Below are 23,466 nucleotides of genomic sequence, written 5' to 3' on the forward strand. Positions count from 1 at the left end.
GCCTGACACGATGCGCGGGCAGAATTGCTGCTGTCGTCAAAGGCCGCTAAGTAGCTTGCTTCCGGTCAAGGGAGCGGTGGCGTGGCAGACGATCAGGGACGACGGCAGGGACCTCAGGGTCCGCGCGGGCGGCAAGGCGAGCCGGGGCGGCCGGGGCCGCAGGGCCATCCGGGCCGGCGCGGCCCGGACGGAGCGCGCGGCAAGCCCGGACCGCAGGGCAAGCCGGGGCCGGTCGGAAAGGCTGGCCCGCCCGGCAAACCCGGTCCGCAAGGCAAGCAGGGCGAAGCCGGCCCGCGCGGCGCAGCCGGCGCGCCGGGACCTGCCGGGCCACAGGGGCCGGCGGGGCCGCAAGGCCCGCGCGGCGAACCAGGTCCGCCCGGCCAATTGCCGTCGATCGAGCAAGTGCTGCCGTGGCTCGACCAGCTCTTCGACGCCTGGGACGAACGCCGCCGCCAGCGCGAGCGCGAAGCCGCTGAGCGCGAAGCGCTCGCGGCCGCCGTCCAGGAGCCAGACGAGACAATCGTCGATGACAAGAGCGATGACGGCGACGACCACAAGAAGAAAAAGAAGAAGAAGAAGCACGGCGACAAGGCCTAGCAGACGCATCTATTTCGGCCGATCCTCGTCTCGCGGCAACATGCCCATGCGCTCGAACTGCCAGCGCATCGCGCGATACCAGAGGTAGCCGACCGCCGCGCCGCACAGGGCGAGGATGACCATGTTCGCGCTCGAGAACGAGCCGCTCCACCACATCATCCACGCAGTCCACAGCAGCGTGAAGACGATGGCACCTGCTTTCAAGGGAAGAAGGGGGCAGCTCATGGTCGTGCTCCGGGCGGTCAAAACCCCGGCCGACACCCTCGCAAGCTGAGGCAGCAGATACCGTGAGCCAGGTCACGGAGTGCGCCGTTCGAGCTCACGAACCGAAGCGCAGCCGCGAGCGCTCTCTCGCCTTGTCCGCCTCGACCTCTCGGTCGCGCGCCGGCGCATGGGTATGCAGCGACGTCAGGAGCTTTCGTGCGGCCTCCGCGACCTCCGCCACCGCACGCTCGAACGCCGCCTCGTTCGCCTGCGACGGCCTGTTGAAACCGGACAGTTTTCGTACGAACTGCAGCGCACTGGCGTGGATCTCGTCCTCCGTCGCCGGCGGCTCGAAGTTGAACAGCGTCTTGATGTTGCGGCACATGCACTCTCTCCCGACGTTTTCTTGAAGACGAAGGTCTGCGCCGAAATGCTACATCGGCCTTCGCGCTTCTGCGAAGTTCCATCGCACCATGCCGATCAACTCCGTGGCTGCGCACCGCCACAAGCTGTCTCATCTCGCAACGCATCATGTGCGGCGCCCCGGCGCAGCGTATTATTTGAGCATGCATTGCGCCGACAGCTCGGGCTTAATTGCGCCGACGATGCGAATCGGCGCGCGGGACAATCGCGTGCCGATGGCATGATACGCGATGAGGAGGATCGCATGCACAGGCTGGCACTGTGCGTCTGGCTGGCTGCAACGACAGCGCTGACGAGCGCGGCGTTCGCGTTCGACAACGGCCAATACGACCACGTCCCGCCCGATATCCGCGCCTGGTTCAAGAGCGTGATCGCTCCGAACGGCGTGCCCTGCTGCGATATCTCCGATGGCCATCGCACCGAATACGACGTGCGCGGCGGCGCCTATTGGGTGCCGATCGACGGACAATGGATGGAGGTGCCCGCGCGCGCCATCATCCGCGACCGCGGCAATCCGGTCGGCCAGGCCGTGGTGTGGTACGTCCACCATCGCGGCGCCATCATCATCAGTTGCTTCGTGCCGGCGGATGCAGTCTAAAGCGCGATGCGAATAGGATGAATCGTCATCGCGCTTTAGGTTGTTGTTTGAGCATGATCTCTTCGGAAAACCGCTGCGCACTTCTCCGGATCATGCTTTTGCGCGCTGGATTTCGTTGGCTGAATGCGCCCTGGTCGGGTAGCTTTGGGCCGAGTTGAAGCGGAGGCACGCCGTTGACCGATCTTAGCGCCGAAGACCTCGCCGCCATCTACGCCAAGCCGACCCCGCGCGTGATCGCGAAAGCGCGGCCGGCGATCGATGCGCATGCGAGGAAGTTCATCGAGATGTCGCCGTTCTGCGTGCTCGCGACCTCGGGCGCGGACGGCAGTGTCGACGCCTCGCCGCGCGGCGGCGGCATCGGCTTCGTCCACGTCGCCGGTCCCAACCAGCTGCTGATGCCCGACCGCTCCGGCAACAACCGCATCGACAGTTTTCGGAACGTCGTCGAGGGCTCGGGCTTCGTGCAGCTGCTGTTCTTCGTGCCGGGGATCGACGAGACGCTGCGCGTCGGCGGACGCGGCACGCTGTCGGCCGATCCGGATCTGCTCGCCGCCATGGTGGAGTTCGGCAAGCCGCCCCGCGCGGTGCTGAACGTCGCGGTCAGCGAGGTCTATTTCCACTGCGGCAAGGCGCTGATGCGCTCGAAGCTTTGGTTATCCGAGAAGGTACAGCGCTCGGTGATGCCGAGCATCGTCGAGGTCATCCACGACCAGACGGGCTTGGGCGAACCGGAGAGCCAGGAGATCGTAGAGGCTCGGTACAAGACGCAGCTGTAGGCGATCAACAATCACGGTGTCGTCCCGGACAAGCGCAACGAAGCGGAGCGCCGATCCGGAACCGATGACCAGCTCGTTTGGCGACGGCGGAGCGTGGAGTGCGCCGCCAGAGCCGAACTAGTGCCCCTCGCCCTCGAGCCCGCCGACGTGCTTCTGGGTGTAGAGTTCGAGACCGATGCGACCAATGAGGTCGAGCTGGGTTTCGAGGAAGTCGATGTGGTGCTCCTCGTCGCTCATCAGCTTCTCGAACAGGTCACGCGTGACGTAGTCCTTGGCGCCGTGACAGTAGGTCGCCGCTTCCTGGTAGAGCGCACGCGCGCTCATCTCGGCGGCGAGATCGCATTCGATGATCTCCTTGACGTTCTGGCCGATGCGCAGGGGATCCAGCACCTGCATGTTCGGAAAGCCGTCGAGGAACAGGATGCGCGCGGTGAGCTTGTCGGCATGCTCCATCTCCTCGATGGACTCCTTGCGCCAGACCTTGGCCATGTCCAGCAGGCCCCAATTGTCGAGGAAGCGGTAGTGCAGCCAGTACTGATTGATCGCAGTCAGCTCATGACGCAGTGCCTTGTTGAGATAGTCGATGACCTTCGCGTCGCCCTGCATGGTTCACTCCAGCTTTGCAGTCCAAATCGGCCCTAAACCGAATTTAGAATGTTTCTAAATGAGTTTGCGCATGCCGGCAACCGGCTACGCGGACGCAGCCGGGGAAAAGCTCAGCTGAGGATGCGGAAGTTTTCAGCAGGCTGCGAGGGCGAACTGGGCGGGTTCGGCCGTCTCGTCATTGGCGGCGACGGTGTGGCCATGGGGACAGCCGGCGCAGCAAGACTGGGCGCAGGGGCCAAGCGCTTCGTCGATGATGGTCTTGATGGTCCGGGCACAGCGACCGCATTCGGCGCTACAGCCGAGACACCCATAGACCTGCTTGGCATGGCGCACGGCGTCGTCGGACTCGGCGACGGCGGCGCGGATGTCTTCATCGCTCAGCACGTTACAGGAACAAACGATCATGGAAGCGGCAGGCCCTTCGGTGATGCGCCATCATCGATATTTAACGGGCCGGCCGGATGCAAAAGGAAAAAGCGGTATTTGAAGCTATTCCAAACTAGCCCGGCAATCAGCCTAGAACGGCTCTAAAAACCAGGTGTTGCGGTTGATCAAGATTGTGGCGACGCTAGTCGCCGCCACCGCCTCCACCACCATCGCCGCCACCTCCGCAGTCCCCGCCACTGCTGCCGCCATCGCTGCTGGAACAGCTGCCGCCGTCGGTCGAGCTCCCCGAACGGTCGCTGGAGAACCAGCTTCCCAACGAGAAGCCGTCGCTTGTCCCCATGTAGGTGTCGGCGCCACTACCACCGCCATTACCTCCGGCCCCGACACGCGTGCGCCGCCGGCCCCGGTTCTGGAGGTGAGCGATCCAGCCGTAGCCGATCGCGAAGACGACCCCGGCAGCAATCAATGCATTGACCATCACGTTGCCCATCAGCGTCTCCTGATGAAACTGGGGCCCATGCCGGTTGGTCGTCTCCGGCAAAGGGGCCGTTCATTGATCATTCAAGCGAAGTATGGAACTTTGCGCCCCAAAGAGTTCCCACGTGTGATAAGGTCAAGCGCATGAAGAAGTCGCTCCTGGCAGTCGCTGCCGTCCTCACTCTGGCCCTGACGGCCGGCACACCCGCCCATGCCCAGCGCGGTGTCGCGGCGGGCGTGGCGGCCGGGATCATCGGCGGCGCCATCGTCGGTGGCGCACTGGCCTCTCCGTATTATTACGGACCAGGTCCCGGTTATTACCAACCGGGCTATTATCCGCCCCGCTACTACGCCCCCGGTCCGGGCTATGTCGCCGACGACTATTACGGCAACTGCGTCTGGCAGAAGCAGCGCTTCTGGGACGGCTATGCCTGGCGCGTCCGCCGCGTCAGAGTTTGTGGCTGAGGCGCGCGCTTAACCGGCGCACTACGGATGCGCCGTTCATCTCGGAGCCCGAAAAAGACCGCTTTTTCTCGTCACAGCTCCGTGTGCGTTTACCGTGGATTGACCATTTGCGCGCTTCCTAACCGCAAGGCCAAATTCCATCAGAGTGTGCGTGAACCTTTGAAACCCGGGCCATCCCTTACAGGGGAAGTCCATCTCCCAGGAGAGCCAAGAGCATGAAGAAGACTTTAGTTGCTGCCCTCACGGTTGCGACAGTCGCCGGATCGCTGGTGACCGCCACCCCGCCCGCCAAGGCCGGTGACAACATTGGCGCCGGCATCGCGGCCGGCCTGATCGGCGGCGCGATCGTCGGCGGCGCCATCGCGTCGAGCCGTCCGGCCTATGGTGGTCCCGTTTACGTGGCCGAGCCCGGCCCGCCGCCCCCGCCCTGCTACTGGCAGCGCCAGCGCTATTGGGACGGTTATGGCTGGGTCGTTCGCCCGGTTCGCGTCTGCTACTGATCTGATCGCACGGCGCTCGCAAGCGCCGCGATCGAAGCCCGGCCGAGACCATCGGCCGGGTTTTTTCTTTTGGTCCTGCGCTATCGCCCCGCCTGGATCGAGCGCAGCACCTCTTCGCTCGGCCAGCAATCGACCTTGAGGCCCGCCGACTTCTGATAGGCGCCGAGCGCGGCGCGCGTCTGCATGCCGGCCTTGCCGTCGATCTTGTCCTTGTAGAGCCCGATGCGCGTCAGCTCGCGCTGCATGGTCTCGACGTCTTTCGTGCGCAACTGCTTCGAAGCCGACCAGGGCGTTGCGAATGGCAGCGGGCTGGTCATGCGGTCGCCGAGATGCCCGACGAACAGCACGTAGAGATCGGAGAAATTGTATTCCTTGATGACGAAGTAGTTCTTCGTGGTCAGGAACGACGGGCCGTAGATGCCTTCGGGCTGGAGCAGCGAGGCCTGCTGCGCCTGCTCCGCGGCACCGAGTTTCTGGCCACGCACCGGCACAAAGCCTTCGCGCAGCCATTGACCGATCGGCTTCGTCACCTCCGGTACGCCCGTGGTGCAATCGACCTTCGCGGGCGCCTGCACCTCATAGGCCCAACGGAGGCCACTCTGCCAGCCCTTGTTGACGAGCTGCTGCGCGGCGGAGGCCAGCGCATCCGGCACGGAGTGCCAGATATCGATGCGGCCATCGCCGTCGAAGTCGACGCCATGCTTGTAATATTCCGACGGCAGGAACTGCGTCAGCCCGGTGGCGCCGGCCCAGGACGAGCGCATGTCCTTGCGCGTCACCACGCCCTCGCCGAGAATCTTGAGCGAGAGGATGAACTCGTTGCGATACTGGTCCTTGCGACGTCCGACATAGGCTTGCGTCGCCAGCACGCGCACGAGATCGTAAGGCAGCGTGTAGCGGCCGTAATCGGTCTCACGGCCCCAGATCGCGAGCATCACGGTAGCGGGCACACCGGAGCTTTTCTCGATCTCGGTCAGCGCGGTGCGATATTTTTGCAGCAGCCGCTGCCCCTCGCCGGCGAGCCGCGCGATCGACGCTTCCCTGACGTAATCGGCCGGCACCTGCACGAACTCGGCCTGCGACGGCGCGCCGGTCGCAGGCCGGCCCGGCAGAAGCAGGTCGGGCAGCTTGTAATCAGGCTCGAGCCCGCGCGTCTCTCGCTCGAACGTCGCGCGCGAGACGCCCGCGGTCTGCGCCTCCGGCCAGAGCGAGGCGACGAATTGCGTGAAGGCGGCGTCTGCTGCGCGGGCGGACGACCAGCCGCAGGTGACCACGATCACCGCAGCGATGAGCGCCCGCCGCATCATGCCGCCATCACCGCGTCAGCTTCTTGTACTTCACGCGGTGCGGGATGATGCTGTCCTGGCCGAGGCGGCGCATCTTGTCCTTCTCGTAGTCCTGGAAGTTGCCCTCGAACCATTCGACATGGCTGTCGCCTTCGAAGGCCAGGATGTGGGTCGCGATGCGGTCGAGGAACCAGCGATCGTGGCTGATGATGACGGCGCAGCCGGCGAAGTCCTCCAGCGCCTCTTCGAGCGCGCGCAGCGTGTCGACGTCGAGGTCGTTGGTCGGCTCGTCGAGCAGCAGCACGTTGGAGCCGGACTTCAGCATCTTGGCGAGATGAACGCGGTTGCGCTCACCGCCGGAGAGCGCGCCGACCTTCTTCTGCTGGTCCGCGCCCTTGAAGTTGAACGCCGAGCAATAGCCGCGCGAGTTCACTTCCTTCTTGCCGAGCAGGATCAGCTCGTTGCCGCCGGAGATCTCCTCCCAGACGGTCTTCTTGCCGTCGAGCGCATCGCGCGACTGGTCGACATAGCCGAGATGCACGGTCTCGCCGACAGTGATCGTGCCTGCGTCCGGCTTCTCCTGGCCGGTGATCATCCTGAACAACGTGGTCTTGCCGGCGCCGTTCGGGCCGATCACGCCGACGATGCCGCCGGGCGGCAGCTTGAACGTGAGATTGTCGATCAGGAGGCGATCGCCAAAACCTTTGCTGAGGCCTTCGAAATCGACCACGTTGGCGCCGAGCCGCTCGGCGACTGGAATGACGATCTGCGCAGTCTGGGTCTGCTTCTCGCTCGCCTTCTTGAGCAGCTCCTCGTAGCGCTGATAGCGTGCCTTCGACTTGGCCTGGCGCGCCTTCGGCGAAGACGCGACCCATTCCTGCTCGCGGGCGAGCGTCTTCTGGTGCGCCGCGTCCTCGCGTCCCTCCTGCTCCAGGCGCTTTTGCTTCTGCACCAGCCAGGACGAGTAGTTGCCCTCGTAGGGAATTCCGCGGCCGCGATCGAGCTCGAGGATCCAGCCGGTGACGTTGTCGAGGAAGTAGCGGTCGTGGGTGACGATCAGGATCGCACCGGGATAGTTGCGCAGATGGCCTTCCAGCCACGACACGGACTCGGCGTCGAGATGGTTGGTCGGTTCGTCCAGCAGCAGGAGTTCGGGCTGGTCGAGCAGCAGCTTGCACAGCGCGACGCGGCGGCGTTCGCCGCCGGAGAGCTTGGTCACGTCGGCATCGTCGGGCGGACATCGCAGCGCGTCCATGGCCTGGTCGACCTTGCTGTCGAGATCCCAGAGGCCCTGGGCCTCGATCTCGTCCTGGAGCTTGGTCATCTCGTCGGCGGTCTCGTCGGAATAGTTGACCGCGAGTTCGTTGTAGCGATCGAGGATCGCCTTCTGCTTGGCGACGCCCTGCATGACGTTCTCGCGCACGGACAGCTTGGGATCGAGCTGTGGCTCCTGTTCGAGATAGCCGACGCGGGCGCCCTCTGCGACCCAGGCCTCGCCGGTGTACTCCTTGTCGAGGCCAGCCATGATCTTGAGCAGCGTCGACTTGCCCGAGCCGTTGACGCCGAGCACGCCGATCTTGGCGTCGGGGTAGAAGCTCAGGTGGATGTTATCGAGCACCTTCCGGGTCGGGTAGCTCTTGGTCAGGCCCTGCATGAAATAGATGAACTGGCGCGCCATCGGTCCCGTGACACCTTCGATTTGAGGAAATTTGCTTGCCGCCGATGTAACGATCCCGCCCCAAAAGGGCAATGTTTTCCGTCCGTTCACCACGGATGAATACGGAATGGACACCATCCGGACGCCAATCCGGACAATTGAAACTATCTTTTAATAAATCAGGCCGAAAGCTCGGTTTCGCGCGGAAACAGCGCCACCCGCCAGAATGAACGGGAGCACAGCGAGGCCGCATCATGGCTCTGATCGAGACGCATTCTCATCCTGTTCCGGCAGGAGCCGGCCACGTCTTCGGGTTCGTTTCGGAGGTCAAGGGCTTCTGGAAGCGCTTCTTCGCCACCGCCTTCAATCCCTACCGGCCCGAACTGCACTACATGCGTGGACCCGGTCCCGCCTGGCGCGCCAAGCACGGCATGGATGCGCCGTTCCGCCTGAAGCCCCGCGATCTCTGAGCGTCTCCTTCCTATCGGACTTTTGAAGTCGTCAGCTGCTTGCGCACGGGTGTGATTGCGCGCAACCATGGCCGGGCTCCGACGACGGTGCCCGCCTGCGCCGTCATCTCTCGCCATGGATGAACGCTGATGAGCCGGCTGCGCTGTGCAATTCTCGACGACTATTTCAACCTCGCCCTCGACGTCGCCGACTGGCCGAAACTGTCCGACCGGGTCGACGTCACCGTGTTCAGCCACCCCTTCGTTTCGGAGCAGGCCGCGGCGAGCGCACTGGCGGACTTCGACATCATCTGCGCGATGCGCGAGCGCACCGCTTTCCCCAAGAGCCTGTTCGAGAGCCTGCCGAAGCTGAAGCTGCTGCTGACGTCAGGCATGCGCAACGCTTCGATCGACATGGAGGCCGCGAAAGCGCGCGGCATCGCCATCGGCGGCACACAATATTCGCGCGACCCGACGGCGCCGCTCACCATGGGCCTGATCCTGGAGCTGACCCGCGGCATCGGCCGCGAGAATGCACGCATGCATGCCGGCGAGCCCTGGCAGAGCTTTGCCGGCGTCGAGATCGAGGGCTTGACGCTCGGCATCGTCGGGCTCGGCAAGCTCGGCAGCAAGATGGCGGGCATTGCGAAGGCGTTCGGCATGAACGTGATCGCCTGGAGCCCGAACCTCACGCCGGAGAAGTGCAAGGAAGCCGGCGTCGGCTACGCCAGCAAGGAGGAGCTGTTCGCCAAGGCCGACATCGTCACCATCCATGTGGTGCTCAGCGAGCGTTCGCGCGGGCTGGTTGGAGCTGCCGATCTCGCGCGGATGAAGCCGACCGCCTTTCTCGTCAACACCGCGCGCGGGCCGATCGTGGACGAGCAGGCGCTGCTCGAAGCGTTGCAGCAGAGGAGGATCGCAGGCGCCGGCTTGGATGTGTTCTCGGTCGAGCCGCTGCCGGTCGACCATCCCTTCCGCAAGCTCGACAACCTCGTGCTGACGCCACACCTCGGCTACGCCACCGCGGACGGCTTGCGCATCCATTACGGCCAGATGGTCGAGGCGATCGACGCCTTCGCCAGGGGCGGCGAGCTGCCGCGCAGGCTGGCCTGAAATGAAAAGGGCGCGCCGACGGCACGCCCCTTCTGCAATCTGGTAGGGACGAAGCGCTCAGCGCACGGTGACCGGCGCGGGCAGCGGCGGTACGACCGTCGGCTGGGTGCCGGGGACCGGGCCGGCCTGAGCCGCGACGGATGCAGCTCCCGGCGTCGGCGCAGCGGAGGCGGTCGCCGTTCCCGGTGGCGGACCACCCGGCAGCACCACCACGCGGGTGCCGACCTTGACGCGATCGAACAGGTCGGAGACGTCCTCGTTGAGCATGCCGATGCAGCCGGAGGAGACGAACTTGCCGATCGTCGAGGGCTGGTTGGTGCCGTGGATACGGTAGACGGTCGAGCCGAGATACATCGCGCGGGCGCCAAGCGGATTGCCCGGGCCGCCGGCCATGAAGCGCGGCAGGTAGGGCTGACGCTCGATCATCTCGGTCGGCGGATGCCAATCCGGCCATTCGGCCTTGCGGGTGATCTTCTGCACGCCGGTCCAGGTGAAACCGTCGCGGCCGACGCGGACGCCGTAGCGGATCGCACGGCCATTGCCGAGCACGTAATAGAGATAGGTATTGGACGTATCGACCACGAGCGTGCCGGCTGGCTCCTTGGTCTGGAACGCGACCTCCTGGCGGCGCAGGTTCGGCGGCAGCTGCACCGGCGCAGCATCGGGCTGCTCCTCGGGCGGTAGCGCGGCCAATGTCATCGGCCGGCCGTCGGCGCCGACGGGCGGCTGGGCGGCATCGACCGTTCCGGTCGCGGCGGGACCACCGACCGCCTCGGGCGGACGCAGGCCATCATTGGCGGGCGCCTGCTGCCCTGGACGATTGGCATAAATCACGGGCGGCGGACCGGCGGGGCGGCCGTAGCGCGGATCGTCGGGCGACATCACGGGCCCCTGGGGGGCCGCCGAATAGACCGGCGGAGCGCCAGCCGGACGACCATAACGGGGATCATCCGGCGACATCACCGGACCCTGCGGGGCGGCCGAATAGACCGGGGGCGCGCCGACCGGGCGACCGTAGCGCGGATCGTCGACTGGGCCGGGCGGCGGCAGCGAGGCCTGCGGCATCGCGTCGTCGTCTTCGTCCAGTGCGTCGAAATTCGGCGTGCGGTCACCGGGCCGATATTCGGCCGGGGCGCCATAGCTCGGCGCCTGCTGGACCGGATAGCTCTGAGCCTGAGCGAGCGAGGTTCCCGCCGCAGCGACTGTTGCGGCAGCGCATATCGTCAGAAAGTGTTTGATCATCATCGCTCTTGTATAGTCCCGAAGCCCGATCGGACCGTTAACGGCCAGATGACGGAAGATAGCGGCACATTCAAGACATATCAGGCCTATTTGCGCCGGATTTGCCGATTTGTGATCCGCAAGACGACCGTTGCCCCGTTGCATCACGGGACTGAAATCGTATTGCGCCATCAACTGCCGTGTTATTCGGCCGCGATTTTAGCGGAACGACGCGGGATCGTTGCGATATGGTCGAATCAGCCTGATTCGCCACCTTTCCGAGCTCCGATCCCGCGTGGCGAACGCGGCAATCAGTACCGTCACCGCGTTCAGATGGCTCTTTGGCCCTGGCCACCTCGCCGCCGGGGCGGAAATTCGCAATCGCTCGATGCTTCCCGGCTTTCGCTTCCTGTTTGCCGCGATCCTGCTGTCAACCTCCATCCTGGTGTTCGGCCTAGGAGCCGCCGCGCTGCTGCGGGCGACCCATCAGCAATATGTCAGCAACCCCTCCTGGCGGAATGGCCCGCAGGAGCAGGTGTTTGCGCAAGTGCCCGAACCGGCTCAGCCGGTGCTCGCGGCGTTACGGGCGGAGCCGGAGATCGCGGCCGATCCCGCACCGTCACTCCGCGACCGGGTGCCGACGATCGGGCTGCCGGTGAGCGGGCCCGAGCAGGTTGCCGCGCTGACGAGCGAGGCTGCCCCTCAGCCGCAGGTCACTGAAGCCTCGCCTCCGGCCCCTGAGCCGGCCAAGCCCGAGACGACGACGGAAGCCGAAGCGCCAGCGCCGACGGACACGCTCAGCACCGCTGACACGCTCACTCCCGCCGACACCACGGCCTCGATCCCCGAGGCCAAGCCTGCCGCCAGCGAGCCGGTGCAGGTTGATCCCGGTGCCGCGCTTGCCTCCTCGGCGGCTGATGTCGTCTCGTCAAACGTGGCCGCGCTGAACGACCCCGCAACCTCAGCCGTGAAGGACGCGCCGGCGAAGGCCAAGGCCGAGAGCAACAAGGCGGATGGCAGCGCATCCGACGCCAAGGCGACGCAGCGCAAGGCGAAGGTGAAGAAGCGGCCCCGCGTGGTGCGGCGTCCGCCGCCTCAGCAGTTGCAGCAACGGCTCGATCCGTTTGGACAGCCACAGCCGGCTTTCGCGACAACGACGACCGCGCGCACGCGCTGACTCCCTTCCTTCGCCTCTCCCCGCTTGCGGGGCGAGGGGGCGCACTGTCGTCCTGGCGTTACGCCGGGCCGGTCGCGATGGCCGGGCCGCCGGCCTGGCCCCATTCCGACCAGGAGCCGTCATAGAGCGCGGTGTCGGTGATGCCGAGCCGATAGAGCGCGAGCGTCAGCACGCCGGCGGAGACGCCGGAGCCGCAGCTCGTGACGATCGGCGCATCGAGCTTGACGCCGGCGTTGGTGAAGACGGCGCGCAGCTCCTCGCGCGGCTTCATCTCGCCGGTCGCGGCATCGAACAGCAGGTTGTAGGGCACGTTGCGCGCGCCGGGGATGTGCCCGGAGCGGATGCCCGGACGCGGCTCGGGCGCGCGGCCTTCGAAACGGTCGGCGGCACGCGCGTCGATCACCTGCTCCTTGCGGCTTTCGACATTGGCGATCAGCTGCTGCATGCTGCGCACGCGGTTTGAATCATAGCTGGCCTTGAAGGTCGCAGGCTTCGGCTTCACCTCGCCACTCTCCACGGGGCGGCCCTCGGCACGCCACTTCTTCAGGCCGCCATTGAGGATGCGCACATTGCCATGGCCGTAGGACAGGAACATCCACCACGCGCGCGGCGCCGCGACCCAGCCGCCGGCATCGTAGATCACGACGGTATCGCTATTTCCGATACCGAGATTGCCGACATCGCGGCCGAACTGCTCGGCGCTCGGAAACATGTGCGGCAGCGGATTGGAATGATCCGACACCGCATCGACGTCGAAGAATACCGCGCCCGGCAGGTGCGCGGCGAGATAGTCGTCCTTCGGCAGCGGCAAGACGCCCGGCAGCTTGAAGCTGGCGTCGAGGATCTTGACGTTGGCGTCGCCCATGTGCGCGGCGAGCCATTCGGTGGAGACGAGGGGGTCGGTGGCGGTCATTGGCATGCTCCGGCAATTGTCTCGGTCGTCATGGCCGGGCCTGTCCCGGCCATCCGCGTTCTGTCCTGTGGCGAAGACGTGGATGCCCGGGTCAAGCCCGGGCACGACGGAGTATGTGAGGCGAGGGAGGTGCCCCCTCACCCCTTCTTCTTCGGCACCCACGCTTCCGTCGGACCGCCGGCGTCGCGCCAGGCGGCGTAGCCGCCGGCGATGTGGGCGACGGGCTTGAGGCCCATGTCCTGCGCGGTCTTCGCCGCGAGCGCGGAGCGCAGGCCGCCGGCGCAGTGGAAGACGAATTTCTTGTCCTCCTGGAAGATCGGCTTTGCGTACGGGCTCTGCGGATCGATCCAGAATTCCAGCATGCCCCGCGTGCAGGCGAAAGCGCCGGGGATACGGCCGTCGCGCTCGATCTCGCGAGGGTCGCGGATGTCGACGATGACGACATCGCCGTTCTTGGAGATCTCGATGGCGTCCTTGGCGGTGAGGGTCTCGATCTCGGCATTGGCCTCGTCGATCAGCGCCTTGATGCCGCGGGTGATGGTCTGGGGCATGTGTCTTCCCTTCTTTCTCTTTCGTCGTTCCGGGGCGATCGCGAAGCGAGCGAACCCGGAACCTCGAGATTCTCAGGTGCGCAACTGCGCACCGTAGTTCGCGCTGCGCGCGCCCCGGAATGACGGCTAGTGCGTCAATTCCTTCATCGCGCCTTCCAACCCCTCGATGGTGATCGGGAACATGCGGCCCGCGAAGATGCGGCGGATGATGGTGGTCGATTCCGAATAGTCCCAATGCTTCTGCTGCACCGGGTTCAGCCACACGCTGTGCGGATAGGTGCGGATGATGCGATCGAGCCAGACCGAGCCAGGCTCCTCGTTGACGTGCTCGACCGAGCCGCCGGGCACCATGATCTCGTAAGGCGACATCGAGGCGTCGCCGACGAACACGACCTTGTAGTCGTGCGGGTATTTGTGCAGCACGTCCCAGGTCGGCGTGCGGTCGGTGAAGCGGCGCTTGTTCTGCTTCCACACGCCTTCATACAGGCAATTGTGGAAGTAGAAATACTCCATGTGCTTGAACTCGCTCTTCGCCGCCGAGAACAGCTCCTCGACCTGCTCAATATGCGCATCCATCGAGCCGCCGATGTCGAAGAACACCAGCAGCTTCACCGCGTTGCGCCGTTCGGGGCGCATGTGCACGTCGAGATAGCCGTGATTGGCGGTCTCGCGGATGGTGGTGTCGAGATCGAGCTCGTCGGGCGCGCCGGTGCGCGCGAACTTGCGCAGACGGCGCAGCGCCACCTTGATGTTGCGGATGCCGAGCTCGACATTGCCGTCGAGGTCTTTGAACTCGCGCTTGTCCCACACCTTCACGGCGCGGTTGTTGCGGTTCTTCTCCTGGCCGATGCGCACGCCCTCGGGATTGTAGCCATGGGCGCCGAACGGCGAGGTGCCGGCGGTGCCGATCCACTTCGAGCCGCCCTGGTGCCGGCCCTTCTGCTCCTCGAGGCGCTTCTTCAGGGTCTCCATGAGCTTGTCCCAGCCCATGGCCTCGATCTGCTTCTTCTCTTCCTCTGTCAGGTATTTCTCGGCGAGCTTCTTCAGCCACTCCTCGGGGATCTCCGCCTTGTCCATGGCCTCGAGCAGGCTTTCGAGCCCCTTGAACACCGTGCCGAAAACGCGGTCGAACTTGTCGAGGTTGCGCTCGTCCTTCACCAGGGAGGCACGGGACAGGTAGTAAAAATTCTCGACCGTGTAGTCCGCCAGGTCGGCGTCGAGCGCCTCCATCAGCGTGAGGTATTCGCGCAGCGTCACGGGGACCTGCGCGTCGCGCAGAGAGGTGAAGAATTGCAGGAACATGGCTGACAGATTGCCCGTCGGGTGGCGAACGTCAAGGGGCGCCGCTTCACCTCTCCCATCGGGAGAGGTGAACTACGCGCGTCGGCGAACCAATTCAACGTGGACCCGACGCCTTTTTGCTCTAGAATTGCCCTTCTCTCGGGGTTGTTTTGGGGACGTTTGCAATGGGAATTCTCGCAGCGCTCATCATCGGCGCGATCGCAGGCTGGCTCGCGGGCAAGATTGTCCACGGGGCGGGATTTGGGCTGGTCGGCAACATCGTCGTCGGCATCATCGGCGCACTGGTTGCGGGCTGGGTGCTGCCCCAGCTGCACATCCAGCTCGCCACCGGCACGGTCGGCGCCATCGTGGACGCCACGATCGGCGCGGTGATTGTGCTGGTCATCCTTTCGCTGATAAAACGGGTCTGAAAGCCTGACCGAACCAGGAACGGCCGCCATGCGCGGCCGTTCGCTTGTCGTGACCAAGGCAACGAAATTGGCATTGCCTCACGACGACGACCAACAAGGACGCGCGATGAAATTTACCGGCACCAAGGACTATGTTGCGACCGACGATCTCAAGGTCGCCGTCAATGCCTCGATCGTGCTCGAGCGCCCGCTCCTGGTGAAGGGCGAGCCCGGCACCGGCAAGACGGTGCTGGCGGAGGAAGTGGCGAAGGCGCTGAACGCGCCGCTTTTGACCTGGCACATCAAGTCCACCACCAAGGCGCAGCAGGGCCTCTACGAATACGACGCGGTCTCGCGCCTGCGCGACAGCCAGCTCGGCGACGCGCGCGTGTCCGACATCAAGAACTACATCAAGCGCGGCAAGCTGTGGGAGGCTTTCACCGCCGAGCAGCGCCCGGTGCTCCTGATCGACGAGATCGACAAGGCCGACATCGAATTCCCCAACGACCTCCTGCTCGAGCTCGACCGCATGGAATTCCATGTCTACGAGACCGGCGAGACGATCAAGGCCAAGCAGCGCCCGATCATGATGATCACCTCCAACAACGAGAAGGAGCTGCCGGACGCCTTCCTGCGCCGCTGCTTCTTCCACTACATCAAGTTCCCCGACGCCGACACGATGGGCCGCATCGTCGACGTCCACTTCCCCGGCATCAAGAAGCGCCTCGTCGAGGAAGCGCTGCGCATCTTCTTCGAGGTGCGCGAGGTGCCCGGCCTGAAGAAGAAGCCGTCCACCTCGGAGCTTCTGGACTGGCTCAAGCTGCTGCTCAACGAAGACATGAGCGCCGAGCAGCTGCGCGAGCGCGACCCGCGCAAGCTGATCCCGCCGCTGCACGGCGCGCTGCTCAAGAACGAGCAGGACGTGCATCTGTTCGAGCGGCTGGCGTTCTTGAGCCGAAGGGAAGTGTGAGTTCTCGTGTCCCGGACGCGTTGCAACGCGCAAGCGTTGCTGCGCAGAGCCGGGACCCAGAAGGCGGCACGGCCCGCTCGCAGAGATGGGCCCCGGCTCGGCAGCGCACCGTCGAAGAGACGCTGCGCTGCGTCCGGGGCATGAGAGCGGAGTTTGGCGCACGTCCGCCTCCAACTCGTCATTGCGAGGAGCCCTTGCGACGAAGCAATCCAGAATCTTTCCGCGGAGAGATTCTGGATTGCTTCGCTCCGCTCGCAATGACGCAGTGTGAGGCGAACAACTTCGCTCTTTCCATTCGCAGTTTGAATCGCAGACGCACGCTTGCATTCTCGCAGCGCATGTCGCCCGAGCTTTGCGTCATTCCTCGCTCTCCGAAGAAAAGAGGGCGCAGGGAAGGTCGGGTGCTGACCTCGCACCCACGGTCTGCTGCGCAAAAGGCACACGCAGAAAACCGCACAGCAGCATACAGGTGGTGCCGAACACACGGCCTTCCCTGCGCGATGGTCGGACGGCTTATGCCGCGCTCTCCCGGGAGCCGAATTCCTTCTGGCCTCCCTCGCCCCGCGAATTGACGATGCCGTCTGCCCGGTTGGGCTCGCGCACATCTCCGCGGAAGGCTTGACCGTAGCAACGACGGCCAGGACCACACGGTTTTGCCGTACGCGCTCAGCGCCGCTCGTCCGCACGCGGATTGCGGGCTCACAGGGACTACCCGCCCTGCCCGTCCCATCTCGTGCACGACGCTGTCGCGTCCACCGCAACCCGGCCCGCGTTTCGAACGACTCGCGAACCGCCCCTCTTCGTGGGCCGGGCTGTGTCGATGTATGCCGTAATTCCGAATTTCGGTAAAGTGGAATATTTTCGCGGGAGGGGGTTGACGGCGTGTCAGGGTGTTTTGCCCGACGGGTCGCGTGTGGGATAGGTAAAGCGCCAGCAAGGCCCGTGCACCGGGTCCGCAGGCGTCACCGCCAAGGCAACGACACAATCACACCCTCGAAAGCGATTGCCGGGCAGCCTGGGTAACGAGACCGACGTTGAGACGACCGGCGCCATAGGCTTCGACGAGCCCTTGCTCAGTGCCCAAACCTTTAAGTTTGCTCGCGATCTCTCGGTCGAGCAGCCGTACCAACGCGCTATGCGCTTCGGATTGGGCTGTATCGCTCATATCACCGGCGCCAAGGATGACCTCCCGATGTTCAGGAAACAACCTCTCTAACCTGAAATACAGGTGTGTACGTTCAATGCGCTTGGGCTCCGAAGTCCCCAATCGGCGCAGCCAAAAGCCAACATTGACAAACCACTGAGATCCAAACCCCTTCTGAACTTCGACAAGCGTTACTACGTCACCCCCGAAGAAACGCATCAGTTGGCCGCTCGGTGCAAAGCCGTGCTGCCGCAGCGCTTGGAAGAGATTCTCTTTGAAGCTAGTCACCCGGCTGTGCCCTCACGCCACCGCTGTGTCCGGAATCCTCGCGGCTTCCATCGGTGCCTTGCCGCGGATCAGGTCCGAGGCGCGGTCGGCGATCATCATGGTAGAGGCGTTGAGGTTTGCCGAGATCATGCGCGGCATGACGGAGGCGTCGATGACGCGGAGGCCTTCGAGGCCGTGGACGCGGAGCTGGTCGTCGACCACGGCCCAGGTGGAATCGGCCGGGCCCATGCGGCAGGTGCAGCCGGGGTGGAAGGTGGTGGTGCCGCGCTCGGTGGCGGCGTGCAGGAACTCGTCGTCGGTGTTGACGTTGGGGCCGGGGAAATCCTCGTAGGCGTAATAGGGGGAGAGCGGCGCGGATTTCAGCAGGCGCCGTGCCAGCTTCATACCGCCGACGACGACGCGGCGGTCGAGCTCGGCGTCGAGATAGTTGGTCTGGATGATCGGCGGCGCGAACGGATCAGAGGAGCGGATGCGGACATAGCCGCGGCTCTCCGGGCGCTGCTGCCAGGAGGCCACCGTCATGCCGGGCTCGTCCTCGAGCTGGCCCTGCACGCCTTCCTTGTAGCTCGCGGGCGTGAAGGTGAGCTGGAGATCCGAGCTCTCCGCGCTCTCGCCGGAGTGCCAGAAGCAGTAGACCATGGTCGGCGACAGCGACAGCAGGCCGCGGCGCGCGGTCGCCCATTTCAGCGCCTCGATCCAGAGCGAGAGGCCGCGGCGGAGCTCGTTGATGGTCTTGATGTCCTTGACGCGCGCGACCGTGCGCGGGGCGTAATGGTCCTGCAGGCCTTCGCCGACGGGGAGCGCGTGGCGCACCGCGATCCCGTGCTGCTGCAGCAGATCCGGCGAGCCGATGCCGGAGAGCTGCAACAGCTGCGGCGAATTATAGCTGCCGCCGGAGAGGATCACCTCCTTGTTGGCGCGCACCTCGACAGGCTGGCCGCTGCGGCCGCCTTTCATGTAGCGCACGCCGACGGCGCGCTTGCCTTCAAAGATGATCTCGGTGGCGTGCGCATGCGTGTGCACGTGCACGTTCGGCCGCTTCATCGCCGGCTTGAGGAACGCGGTCGCGGCGGAGACACGCAGGCCGTTGTTGATAGTGCGCTGGCAGTAGGAGACGCCTTCCTGCGTCTTGCCGTTGTAGTCGGGATTGCGGGGAATGCCGAGCGAGACCGCGCCCTCCATGAAGGCTTCGCAGAGCGGATCGCGCCAGTCCATGGTGGTGACCGTGAGGCTGCCCTCCCTGCCGCGATAGAGCGCCTCGCCGTCGCCGACGCGTTTCTCCAGCCGCCGGAAGTAAGGCAGCACGTCGGCATAGCCCCAGCCGCGATTGCCCATCTGCGCCCAGGTGTCGAAATCCATGCGCTGGCCGCGATTGTAGATGTGGCCGTTGATCGAGGACGAGCCGCCGAGCGTCTTGCCGCGCGGCGCGTAGATGCTGCGCCCGCCGGTCCAGGGCCCCGGCTCCTGCTGATAGGCCCAGTTGATGCTCTTCATGTGGAAGGTCTTGATGAAGCCCGCCGGCAGATGGATGTAGGGATGCCAGTCCCTCGGGCCAGCCTCCAGCACGCAGACGCTGGTGTTGGGATCTTCGCTCAGCCGGCTGGCGAGCACGCAACCGGCAGAGCCCGCGCCGACGATGACGTAATCGAATCTGTCCATGGTGCCGGCCGCCTCTAGCGTGTCGTGAGATTGAATGAATTGCAGCCGCGCACGCTGACACCTCTCCCCGTAGGGGAGAGGTCGATTTGCGCAGCAAATCGGGTGAGGGGAGTTAGGTCCCACGAGAGACCGGTCCCCTCACCCGCGCCTTCGGCGCGACCTCTCCCTATGGGAGAGGTGATCGAGCTCGCGGCAAGATCGGGGCACATCATGACTAGCGCGGCTTGTCGCTGAGTTGAAATTCCAGATGCGCCTGCACCGTCGGCCATTCGGCGGCGGTGATGCTGTAGACCACGGTGTCGCGCAGCGTGCCGTTCGGCGCGATCTGGTGGCTGCGCAGGATGCCGTCCTGCTTGGCGCCCAGGCGCTCGATGGCGCGGCGGCTCTGGTGGTTGAAGAAATGGGTGCGGAACTCGACCGCGATGCAGTCCAGCGTCTCGAAGGCGTGGCGCAGCAGCAAAAGCTTGCACTGCGTGTTGAGCGGGCCGCGCTGCGCGCCCTTTGCGTACCAGGTCGAGCCGATCTCGACGCGGCGGTTGGCGGCATCGATGTTCATGTAGGTGGTCATGCCGACGATCCTGCCGCCGGCGTCGAACACGGTGAACGGCAGCATCGAGCCCGCGGCCTGGAGCCCCAGGCGGCGGTCGATCTCCTTCGCCATGCCCTCAGGCGTCGGGACCGCAGTGTACCAGAGCTTGAAGAGTTCGCCGTCCCTCACGGCCTCGACCAGCCCCTCGCGATGCTGATGGGACAGCGGCTCCAGACGGGCGTGCTGTCCGCGCAGGGTGATGGGATCAGGCCAGGGCATTGAAAGTCTCTCCTTCGTCATTGTGCAGCGAGGCATCCAGACGCCAGATCCTCATCCTGAGGAGCGCGGAACGCGCGTCTCGAAGGATGAAGGCCCGGCTGTGGCCTCGCCCTTCGAGACGCGCGCCAAGGGCGCGCTCCTCAGGGTGAGGGTCTGAAAGCTGCTTTGCCTCGCTCGCAACGACGGTCACTAGCACCGTTTACTTGTTTAGGAAATTGAGCGGCAAACCGCCGCGTGGCCAGTCCATGGCGATCAGTTCGCCCTTGCCGGACAGGGTAATGTAAGCGGTCTTCAGCTCGGGGCCGCCGAAGGCGATGTTGGTGGTGACGCGGTCGCCGGTCGGAACCTGCTCGACCAGGGTGCCGTCGGGCGCGATCACCGAGATGCAGCCGGAGACGAGGGTCGCGACGCAGACATTGCCGCCCGCCTCCACCGCGAGCGAATCGAACATCTGGTAGCCGCCGAGGCCGCAGATCGGCTTTCCCCGCTCCCCGCGGTAGATCACGTCGCGGGGCTTGAGCGTGCCCGGCGCGGAGAGCTCATAGGCCCAGAGCCGCCCCGTCGGCGTCTCCGCGATGTAGACGGTGTTCTCGTCCGGCGACAGCCCGATGCCGTTGGCCGGCAGGATCCCGTGCACGACCTCCACGATCTCGCTCATGCCGGGCTTGAGGTAATACATGCCGCCGACGTCCATCTCGCGCGCGCGGCGCTTGCCGAGATCGGAGAACCAGAGGCCACCCTGCCTGTCGAAGACGAGGTCGTTCGGCCCGCGCAGATCATGCGCGCCGCACTTGCTCACGACGGTCTCGACCTTGCCGGACTGCAGGTCGACGCGCTGGATCGCGCCGCCGAGATAATCGTCGGGCTGCGGTCCCGGCATGATCATGTTGCGGGTCGGGATCCAGGAGAAGCCGCCATTGTTGCAGATGTACATCTTGCCGTCGGGGCCGAGCGCGGCGCCGTTCGGACCGCCCGGAATCTTGGCGACGATCTCCTTGCGGCCGTCAGGATAGACGCGCGTCAGGCGCTGGCCGCGGATCTCCACCAGCACCACCGAGCCGTCGGGCATCACGACCGGGCCTTCGGGAAATTCGAGGTCGGTGGCGAGAACGCGGATGTTGGTCGTGGCATTCGACATTGGGACCCTCCCGGCTGCTTGTTATGGCTTGCACGGGATGTCCGGCACGGGCTCCGCAGGCAAGATTTGCCTGCGGTTATGACAAAGTCGCCAAGGCTTGCCAAGCAAGCCGGACGGTATGCCAGCGTTGCGCTGCAAAGCGCGATGAAGGTCATCGCGCCTTGCGTCCTCGTTCGAGCATGATCCTTTCGGAAAACCGCTGCACACTTTACGCTAACGCGGCCCTTCGGGTCCGGATCATGCTATTCCCTCACCGGCAACCAGATCTCGAAACCGCCATTGCCGGTTGCAGGATCGAACGTCTCGTCGTAGCGCTCGAAATTCGGCGCGTCCGCGGCTTTGAGACCGGATGCCGGCAGCCACTGATTCCAGATCGTGTTCACGGTGCGCCGGATCGAAGCGACGTGCTCGGTATGCGTGAACACGGCATAGCGCTGCTCGGGAATGCGGATGCGACCGAAGCGGCGCGGCAGGTCGGAGAAATCGGCGACCTCGACCCCGGCGATATAATCGAAATTGCCGGCGTCATCGCCGTTGCAGCAGACGCCATAGGCGACTTGAATTTTTCCTTGGCCGGCCCGCGCGGGGATGTCGGCGACCTCCCGATGGAAGCGTTGCCAAAGACCGGGGATCATGGCGCCGTTGTCGCAGGAGATGCGCTCGGCGGGGCCGGCGACGAGGAAGGCCTTTGCGATCTCGAAACGCGGTGGGGCAAGATGGTCGAGCATGGTGGAATTCATGAGGATCGGCTCCTGAAGCTCGAGGTGACTCACGCACGTTGCCGCCCTCACCGCTTCGGGCGTGGTGCCGAAAAGGTCGCGGAACGCGCGGGTGAAGGCTTCGTGCGAGCCGTAGTCCGCCTCCAGCGCCAGCGACAGGATGTCGGGTGCGCCCTTTGCGAGACTGCGCGCCGCCTCCGTCAGCCGCCGCGCGCGCACGTACCGCATCACCGGAAAACCGGTGGCTGCGGCAAACGCACGCACGATGTGGAACCGCGACACGCCTGAGATCGCCGCGATCTCGTCGAGCGTCATCGGCTCGGCCAGATGGCTCTCGATATACCAGAGTGCGCGCTGGGCTGGATTCATGACGGTTCAGGCTCACGTTCGAAGCGCGGCGATGATGCGCCGGTCTCTGCCGCTCTGCTTGATCGGCATTGCTGTCCTTCGCATGACGATAGCCCGGCAATCGTCGCTGGCAACGCCCTGCTGTTCGTGGCTACACTCGTTGAAACCGCTCACGAGAAAGAGGAACCGGGTCATGGAAATCACCGATGTGCGGGCGCACCATATCCGCATCCCCTATGACGCCGGTGTCGCAAGCTTCCGCCAGGGTGCTTCCGCGATTTCCGCGCTCGACATCGTCCTCGTCGAGGTCACGACCGATGCCGGGCTGACCGGCTGGGGCGATGCCTTCGCCTATGTCTGCCCGCGCACCACGCGCAGCGCCGTCGAGGAGATGATCGCGCCGCAGGCCCGCGGGCTGAAGGTGCCCGATGCTGCCGGCATTCCCGCGGTGATGGAACAGATCCAGCGCAATCTGCATCTGTTCGGCCGCTACGGCATCACCATGTTCGCGATCTCCGGGCTCGATATCGCATTGTGGGACCTGGCTGCGAAGGTCAAAGGCGTGCCGGTGCATCGCCTGCTGGGCGAGATCAGGCGCACGGCCATTCCGGCTTACGCGAGCCTCCTGCGGATCGGCTCGCCCGACAACATCGCCGCCGAATGCAGGAAGGCGCTCGCGCTCGGCTATGGCGCGATCAAGCTGCACGAGACCACGGCCCCTGCAGTGTTCGCCGCGCGCGAGGCGATCGGGCCAGCCATTCCGCTGATGGTCGACATGAACTGTCCGTTGACTGGCGAACAGGCGATCGCGTTTGCGAAAACATGCCGGGAGGCGCAGCCGATGTTCCTGGAGGAGCCGGTCTGGCCACCGGAAGACTTCGCCACGCTTGCCGACGTCCGCAGCAAGGGCGGGCTCGACGTCGCCGCCGGCGAGAATGCCTGCACCGAATATCAATTCCGCCAGATGATGGAGGCGGGCGCGGTCAGCCACGCCCAGCCCTCGGTCATCAAGGTCGGAGGCATCACGGAATTCCTGAAGGTCGCAGGCCTGGCCGATCGGCTCGGCGTCAAGATCGTGCCGCACTCCCCTTACTTCGGTCCCGGCCTGCTGGCGACGCTGCATCTGCTCGCAACGCGCGACGACGGGCTGGTCGAGATGTTCTATCTCAAGCGCGAGGCCTGCCTCTGGGGCGGACGTGCCGATGTCGATGCCACCGGCCATGTCGCGGTGCCCTCAGGCCCCGGGCTCGGCTACGACCCCGATCGTGCCGTGATGGAGCGCTATCGCGTCGCGTGAACGG

The 23,466-nt window shown here is 65.1% G+C and carries 28 protein-coding genes; 11 read left to right on the forward strand and 17 right to left on the reverse strand.

Features of this window, described 5'->3' with window-relative positions:
* Positions 1–81: 81 nt before the first annotated feature.
* Positions 82–597, forward strand: a complete 516-nt coding sequence (locus tag AC1RQP_RS07415) for a collagen-like triple helix repeat-containing protein (RefSeq protein ID WP_492936470.1) — start codon at positions 82–84, stop codon at positions 595–597.
* 9 nt (positions 598–606) lie between these two features.
* On the opposite strand, the gene AC1RQP_RS07420 is transcribed toward AC1RQP_RS07415, so the two are convergent.
* The gene (locus AC1RQP_RS07420; RefSeq protein WP_239626541.1) at positions 607–822 is read right to left on the reverse strand and encodes a hypothetical protein; all 216 of its coding nucleotides are present in this window, start codon (positions 820–822) and stop codon (positions 607–609) included.
* Between the two features lie 94 nt (positions 823–916).
* Positions 917–1,186 carry a DUF2277 domain-containing protein gene (locus AC1RQP_RS07425; protein ID WP_239626542.1) on the reverse strand — a complete coding sequence of 90 codons (270 nt, stop codon included), beginning with the start codon at positions 1,184–1,186 and terminating at the stop codon, positions 917–919.
* A gap of 282 nt (positions 1,187–1,468) precedes the next feature.
* Between AC1RQP_RS07425 and AC1RQP_RS07430 the strand changes: the two genes are divergently transcribed.
* Complete coding sequence (locus AC1RQP_RS07430; protein WP_454644191.1) at positions 1,469–1,822, forward strand: hypothetical protein; 354 nt, start codon at positions 1,469–1,471, stop codon at positions 1,820–1,822.
* A gap of 173 nt (positions 1,823–1,995) precedes the next feature.
* Complete coding sequence (locus AC1RQP_RS07435) at positions 1,996–2,598, forward strand: MSMEG_1061 family FMN-dependent PPOX-type flavoprotein (RefSeq protein WP_492936471.1); 603 nt, start codon at positions 1,996–1,998, stop codon at positions 2,596–2,598.
* A gap of 117 nt (positions 2,599–2,715) precedes the next feature.
* Here the strand turns inward: AC1RQP_RS07435 and bfr are convergent, their stop codons facing one another.
* The 3 genes from bfr to AC1RQP_RS07450 all read right to left on the reverse strand — a co-directional run bounded on the left by bfr (position 2,716) and on the right by AC1RQP_RS07450 (position 4,081).
* On the reverse strand, positions 2,716–3,204 hold the full coding sequence (gene bfr / locus AC1RQP_RS07440; RefSeq protein ID WP_024339472.1) for a bacterioferritin: 489 nt from the start codon (positions 3,202–3,204) through the stop codon (positions 2,716–2,718).
* A 132-nt stretch (positions 3,205–3,336) separates the two neighbouring features.
* Positions 3,337–3,609 (reverse strand): (2Fe-2S)-binding protein, encoded by a 273-nt coding sequence (locus tag AC1RQP_RS07445; RefSeq protein WP_028182392.1) that lies wholly within the window; start codon positions 3,607–3,609, stop codon positions 3,337–3,339.
* A 163-nt stretch (positions 3,610–3,772) separates the two neighbouring features.
* Positions 3,773–4,081: a hypothetical protein gene (locus tag AC1RQP_RS07450; protein WP_239626547.1), complete on the reverse strand. Its 309-nt coding sequence runs from the start codon at positions 4,079–4,081 to the stop codon at positions 3,773–3,775.
* Between the two features lie 131 nt (positions 4,082–4,212).
* Between AC1RQP_RS07450 and AC1RQP_RS07455 the strand changes: the two genes are divergently transcribed.
* Together AC1RQP_RS07455 and AC1RQP_RS07460 are read left to right on the forward strand one after the other, a co-directional pair.
* Positions 4,213–4,533 (forward strand): hypothetical protein, encoded by a 321-nt coding sequence (locus AC1RQP_RS07455; RefSeq protein WP_239626549.1) that lies wholly within the window; start codon positions 4,213–4,215, stop codon positions 4,531–4,533.
* A gap of 215 nt (positions 4,534–4,748) precedes the next feature.
* Positions 4,749–5,033: a hypothetical protein gene (locus AC1RQP_RS07460; RefSeq protein ID WP_028179902.1), complete on the forward strand. Its 285-nt coding sequence runs from the start codon at positions 4,749–4,751 to the stop codon at positions 5,031–5,033.
* 80 nt (positions 5,034–5,113) lie between these two features.
* Here the strand turns inward: AC1RQP_RS07460 and AC1RQP_RS07465 are convergent, their stop codons facing one another.
* Positions 5,114–6,340, reverse strand: a complete 1,227-nt coding sequence (locus AC1RQP_RS07465) for a lytic murein transglycosylase (RefSeq protein WP_492936472.1) — start codon at positions 6,338–6,340, stop codon at positions 5,114–5,116.
* Between the two features lie 7 nt (positions 6,341–6,347).
* The gene (ettA, locus tag AC1RQP_RS07470) at positions 6,348–7,997 is read right to left on the reverse strand and encodes an energy-dependent translational throttle protein EttA (protein WP_492936473.1); all 1,650 of its coding nucleotides are present in this window, start codon (positions 7,995–7,997) and stop codon (positions 6,348–6,350) included.
* Between the two features lie 233 nt (positions 7,998–8,230).
* Here ettA and AC1RQP_RS07475 point away from each other — a divergent pair, with 233 nt between their 5' ends.
* Together AC1RQP_RS07475 and AC1RQP_RS07480 are read left to right on the forward strand one after the other, a co-directional pair.
* Positions 8,231–8,446, forward strand: a complete 216-nt coding sequence (locus AC1RQP_RS07475) for a hypothetical protein (protein ID WP_028179899.1) — start codon at positions 8,231–8,233, stop codon at positions 8,444–8,446.
* A 129-nt stretch (positions 8,447–8,575) separates the two neighbouring features.
* On the forward strand, positions 8,576–9,538 hold the full coding sequence (locus AC1RQP_RS07480) for a D-2-hydroxyacid dehydrogenase family protein (RefSeq protein ID WP_492936474.1): 963 nt from the start codon (positions 8,576–8,578) through the stop codon (positions 9,536–9,538).
* A 57-nt stretch (positions 9,539–9,595) separates the two neighbouring features.
* Here AC1RQP_RS07480 and AC1RQP_RS07485 read toward each other — a convergent pair whose 3' ends face one another.
* A complete protein-coding gene (locus AC1RQP_RS07485) occupies positions 9,596–10,780 on the reverse strand; it encodes a L,D-transpeptidase (RefSeq protein WP_492936475.1) in 1,185 nt (394 codons plus the stop codon).
* 367 nt (positions 10,781–11,147) lie between these two features.
* On the opposite strand from AC1RQP_RS07485, the gene AC1RQP_RS07490 reads away from it, so the two are divergent.
* Positions 11,148–11,936, forward strand: a complete 789-nt coding sequence (locus AC1RQP_RS07490; RefSeq protein WP_492936476.1) for a hypothetical protein — start codon at positions 11,148–11,150, stop codon at positions 11,934–11,936.
* 58 nt (positions 11,937–11,994) lie between these two features.
* On the opposite strand, the gene sseA is transcribed toward AC1RQP_RS07490, so the two are convergent.
* The 3 genes from sseA to AC1RQP_RS07505 form a co-directional block, all read right to left on the reverse strand.
* Positions 11,995–12,849: a 3-mercaptopyruvate sulfurtransferase gene (gene sseA / locus AC1RQP_RS07495; protein WP_492936477.1), complete on the reverse strand. Its 855-nt coding sequence runs from the start codon at positions 12,847–12,849 to the stop codon at positions 11,995–11,997.
* A 137-nt stretch (positions 12,850–12,986) separates the two neighbouring features.
* Positions 12,987–13,400 (reverse strand): rhodanese-like domain-containing protein, encoded by a 414-nt coding sequence (locus AC1RQP_RS07500; protein ID WP_492936478.1) that lies wholly within the window; start codon positions 13,398–13,400, stop codon positions 12,987–12,989.
* 126 nt (positions 13,401–13,526) lie between these two features.
* On the reverse strand, positions 13,527–14,702 hold the full coding sequence (locus AC1RQP_RS07505) for a vWA domain-containing protein (protein ID WP_492936479.1): 1,176 nt from the start codon (positions 14,700–14,702) through the stop codon (positions 13,527–13,529).
* Positions 14,703–14,866: 164 nt separating this feature from the next.
* On the opposite strand from AC1RQP_RS07505, the gene AC1RQP_RS07510 reads away from it, so the two are divergent.
* Together AC1RQP_RS07510 and AC1RQP_RS07515 are read left to right on the forward strand one after the other, a co-directional pair.
* Positions 14,867–15,112, forward strand: a complete 246-nt coding sequence (locus tag AC1RQP_RS07510) for a GlsB/YeaQ/YmgE family stress response membrane protein (RefSeq protein ID WP_028179892.1) — start codon at positions 14,867–14,869, stop codon at positions 15,110–15,112.
* 106 nt (positions 15,113–15,218) lie between these two features.
* On the forward strand, positions 15,219–16,061 hold the full coding sequence (locus AC1RQP_RS07515) for an AAA family ATPase (protein WP_024339458.1): 843 nt from the start codon (positions 15,219–15,221) through the stop codon (positions 16,059–16,061).
* A 985-nt stretch (positions 16,062–17,046) separates the two neighbouring features.
* Here AC1RQP_RS07515 and AC1RQP_RS07520 read toward each other — a convergent pair.
* The 6 genes from AC1RQP_RS07520 to AC1RQP_RS07545 form a co-directional block, all read right to left on the reverse strand.
* On the reverse strand, positions 17,047–17,493 hold the full coding sequence (locus AC1RQP_RS07520; protein ID WP_492936480.1) for a hypothetical protein: 447 nt from the start codon (positions 17,491–17,493) through the stop codon (positions 17,047–17,049).
* Between the two features lie 12 nt (positions 17,494–17,505).
* Positions 17,506–19,152 carry a GMC family oxidoreductase gene (locus AC1RQP_RS07525; protein WP_492936481.1) on the reverse strand — a complete coding sequence of 549 codons (1,647 nt, stop codon included), beginning with the start codon at positions 19,150–19,152 and terminating at the stop codon, positions 17,506–17,508.
* 214 nt (positions 19,153–19,366) lie between these two features.
* Entirely contained in the window at positions 19,367–19,960 is a 594-nt protein-coding gene (locus AC1RQP_RS07530) for a GNAT family N-acetyltransferase (RefSeq protein ID WP_492936482.1), read from the reverse strand.
* Between the two features lie 199 nt (positions 19,961–20,159).
* Positions 20,160–21,098, reverse strand: coding sequence for an SMP-30/gluconolactonase/LRE family protein (locus tag AC1RQP_RS07535; protein ID WP_492936483.1), 939 nt, complete (start codon positions 21,096–21,098; stop codon positions 20,160–20,162).
* 242 nt (positions 21,099–21,340) lie between these two features.
* Positions 21,341–22,186 (reverse strand): GyrI-like domain-containing protein, encoded by an 846-nt coding sequence (locus AC1RQP_RS07540; protein WP_492936484.1) that lies wholly within the window; start codon positions 22,184–22,186, stop codon positions 21,341–21,343.
* A 12-nt stretch (positions 22,187–22,198) separates the two neighbouring features.
* Positions 22,199–22,360 carry a hypothetical protein gene (locus tag AC1RQP_RS07545; protein WP_492936485.1) on the reverse strand — a complete coding sequence of 54 codons (162 nt, stop codon included), beginning with the start codon at positions 22,358–22,360 and terminating at the stop codon, positions 22,199–22,201.
* On the opposite strand from AC1RQP_RS07545, the gene AC1RQP_RS07550 reads away from it, so the two are divergent.
* The gene (locus AC1RQP_RS07550; RefSeq protein ID WP_492936486.1) at positions 22,359–23,462 is read left to right on the forward strand and encodes a mandelate racemase/muconate lactonizing enzyme family protein; all 1,104 of its coding nucleotides are present in this window, start codon (positions 22,359–22,361) and stop codon (positions 23,460–23,462) included. The two genes, AC1RQP_RS07545 and AC1RQP_RS07550, sit on opposite strands and share 2 nt — an antisense overlap.
* The last annotated feature ends 4 nt before the right edge of the window (positions 23,463–23,466 follow it).

It is taken from the genome of Bradyrhizobium sp. GW821-FHT13H06, from assembly GCF_058803975.1.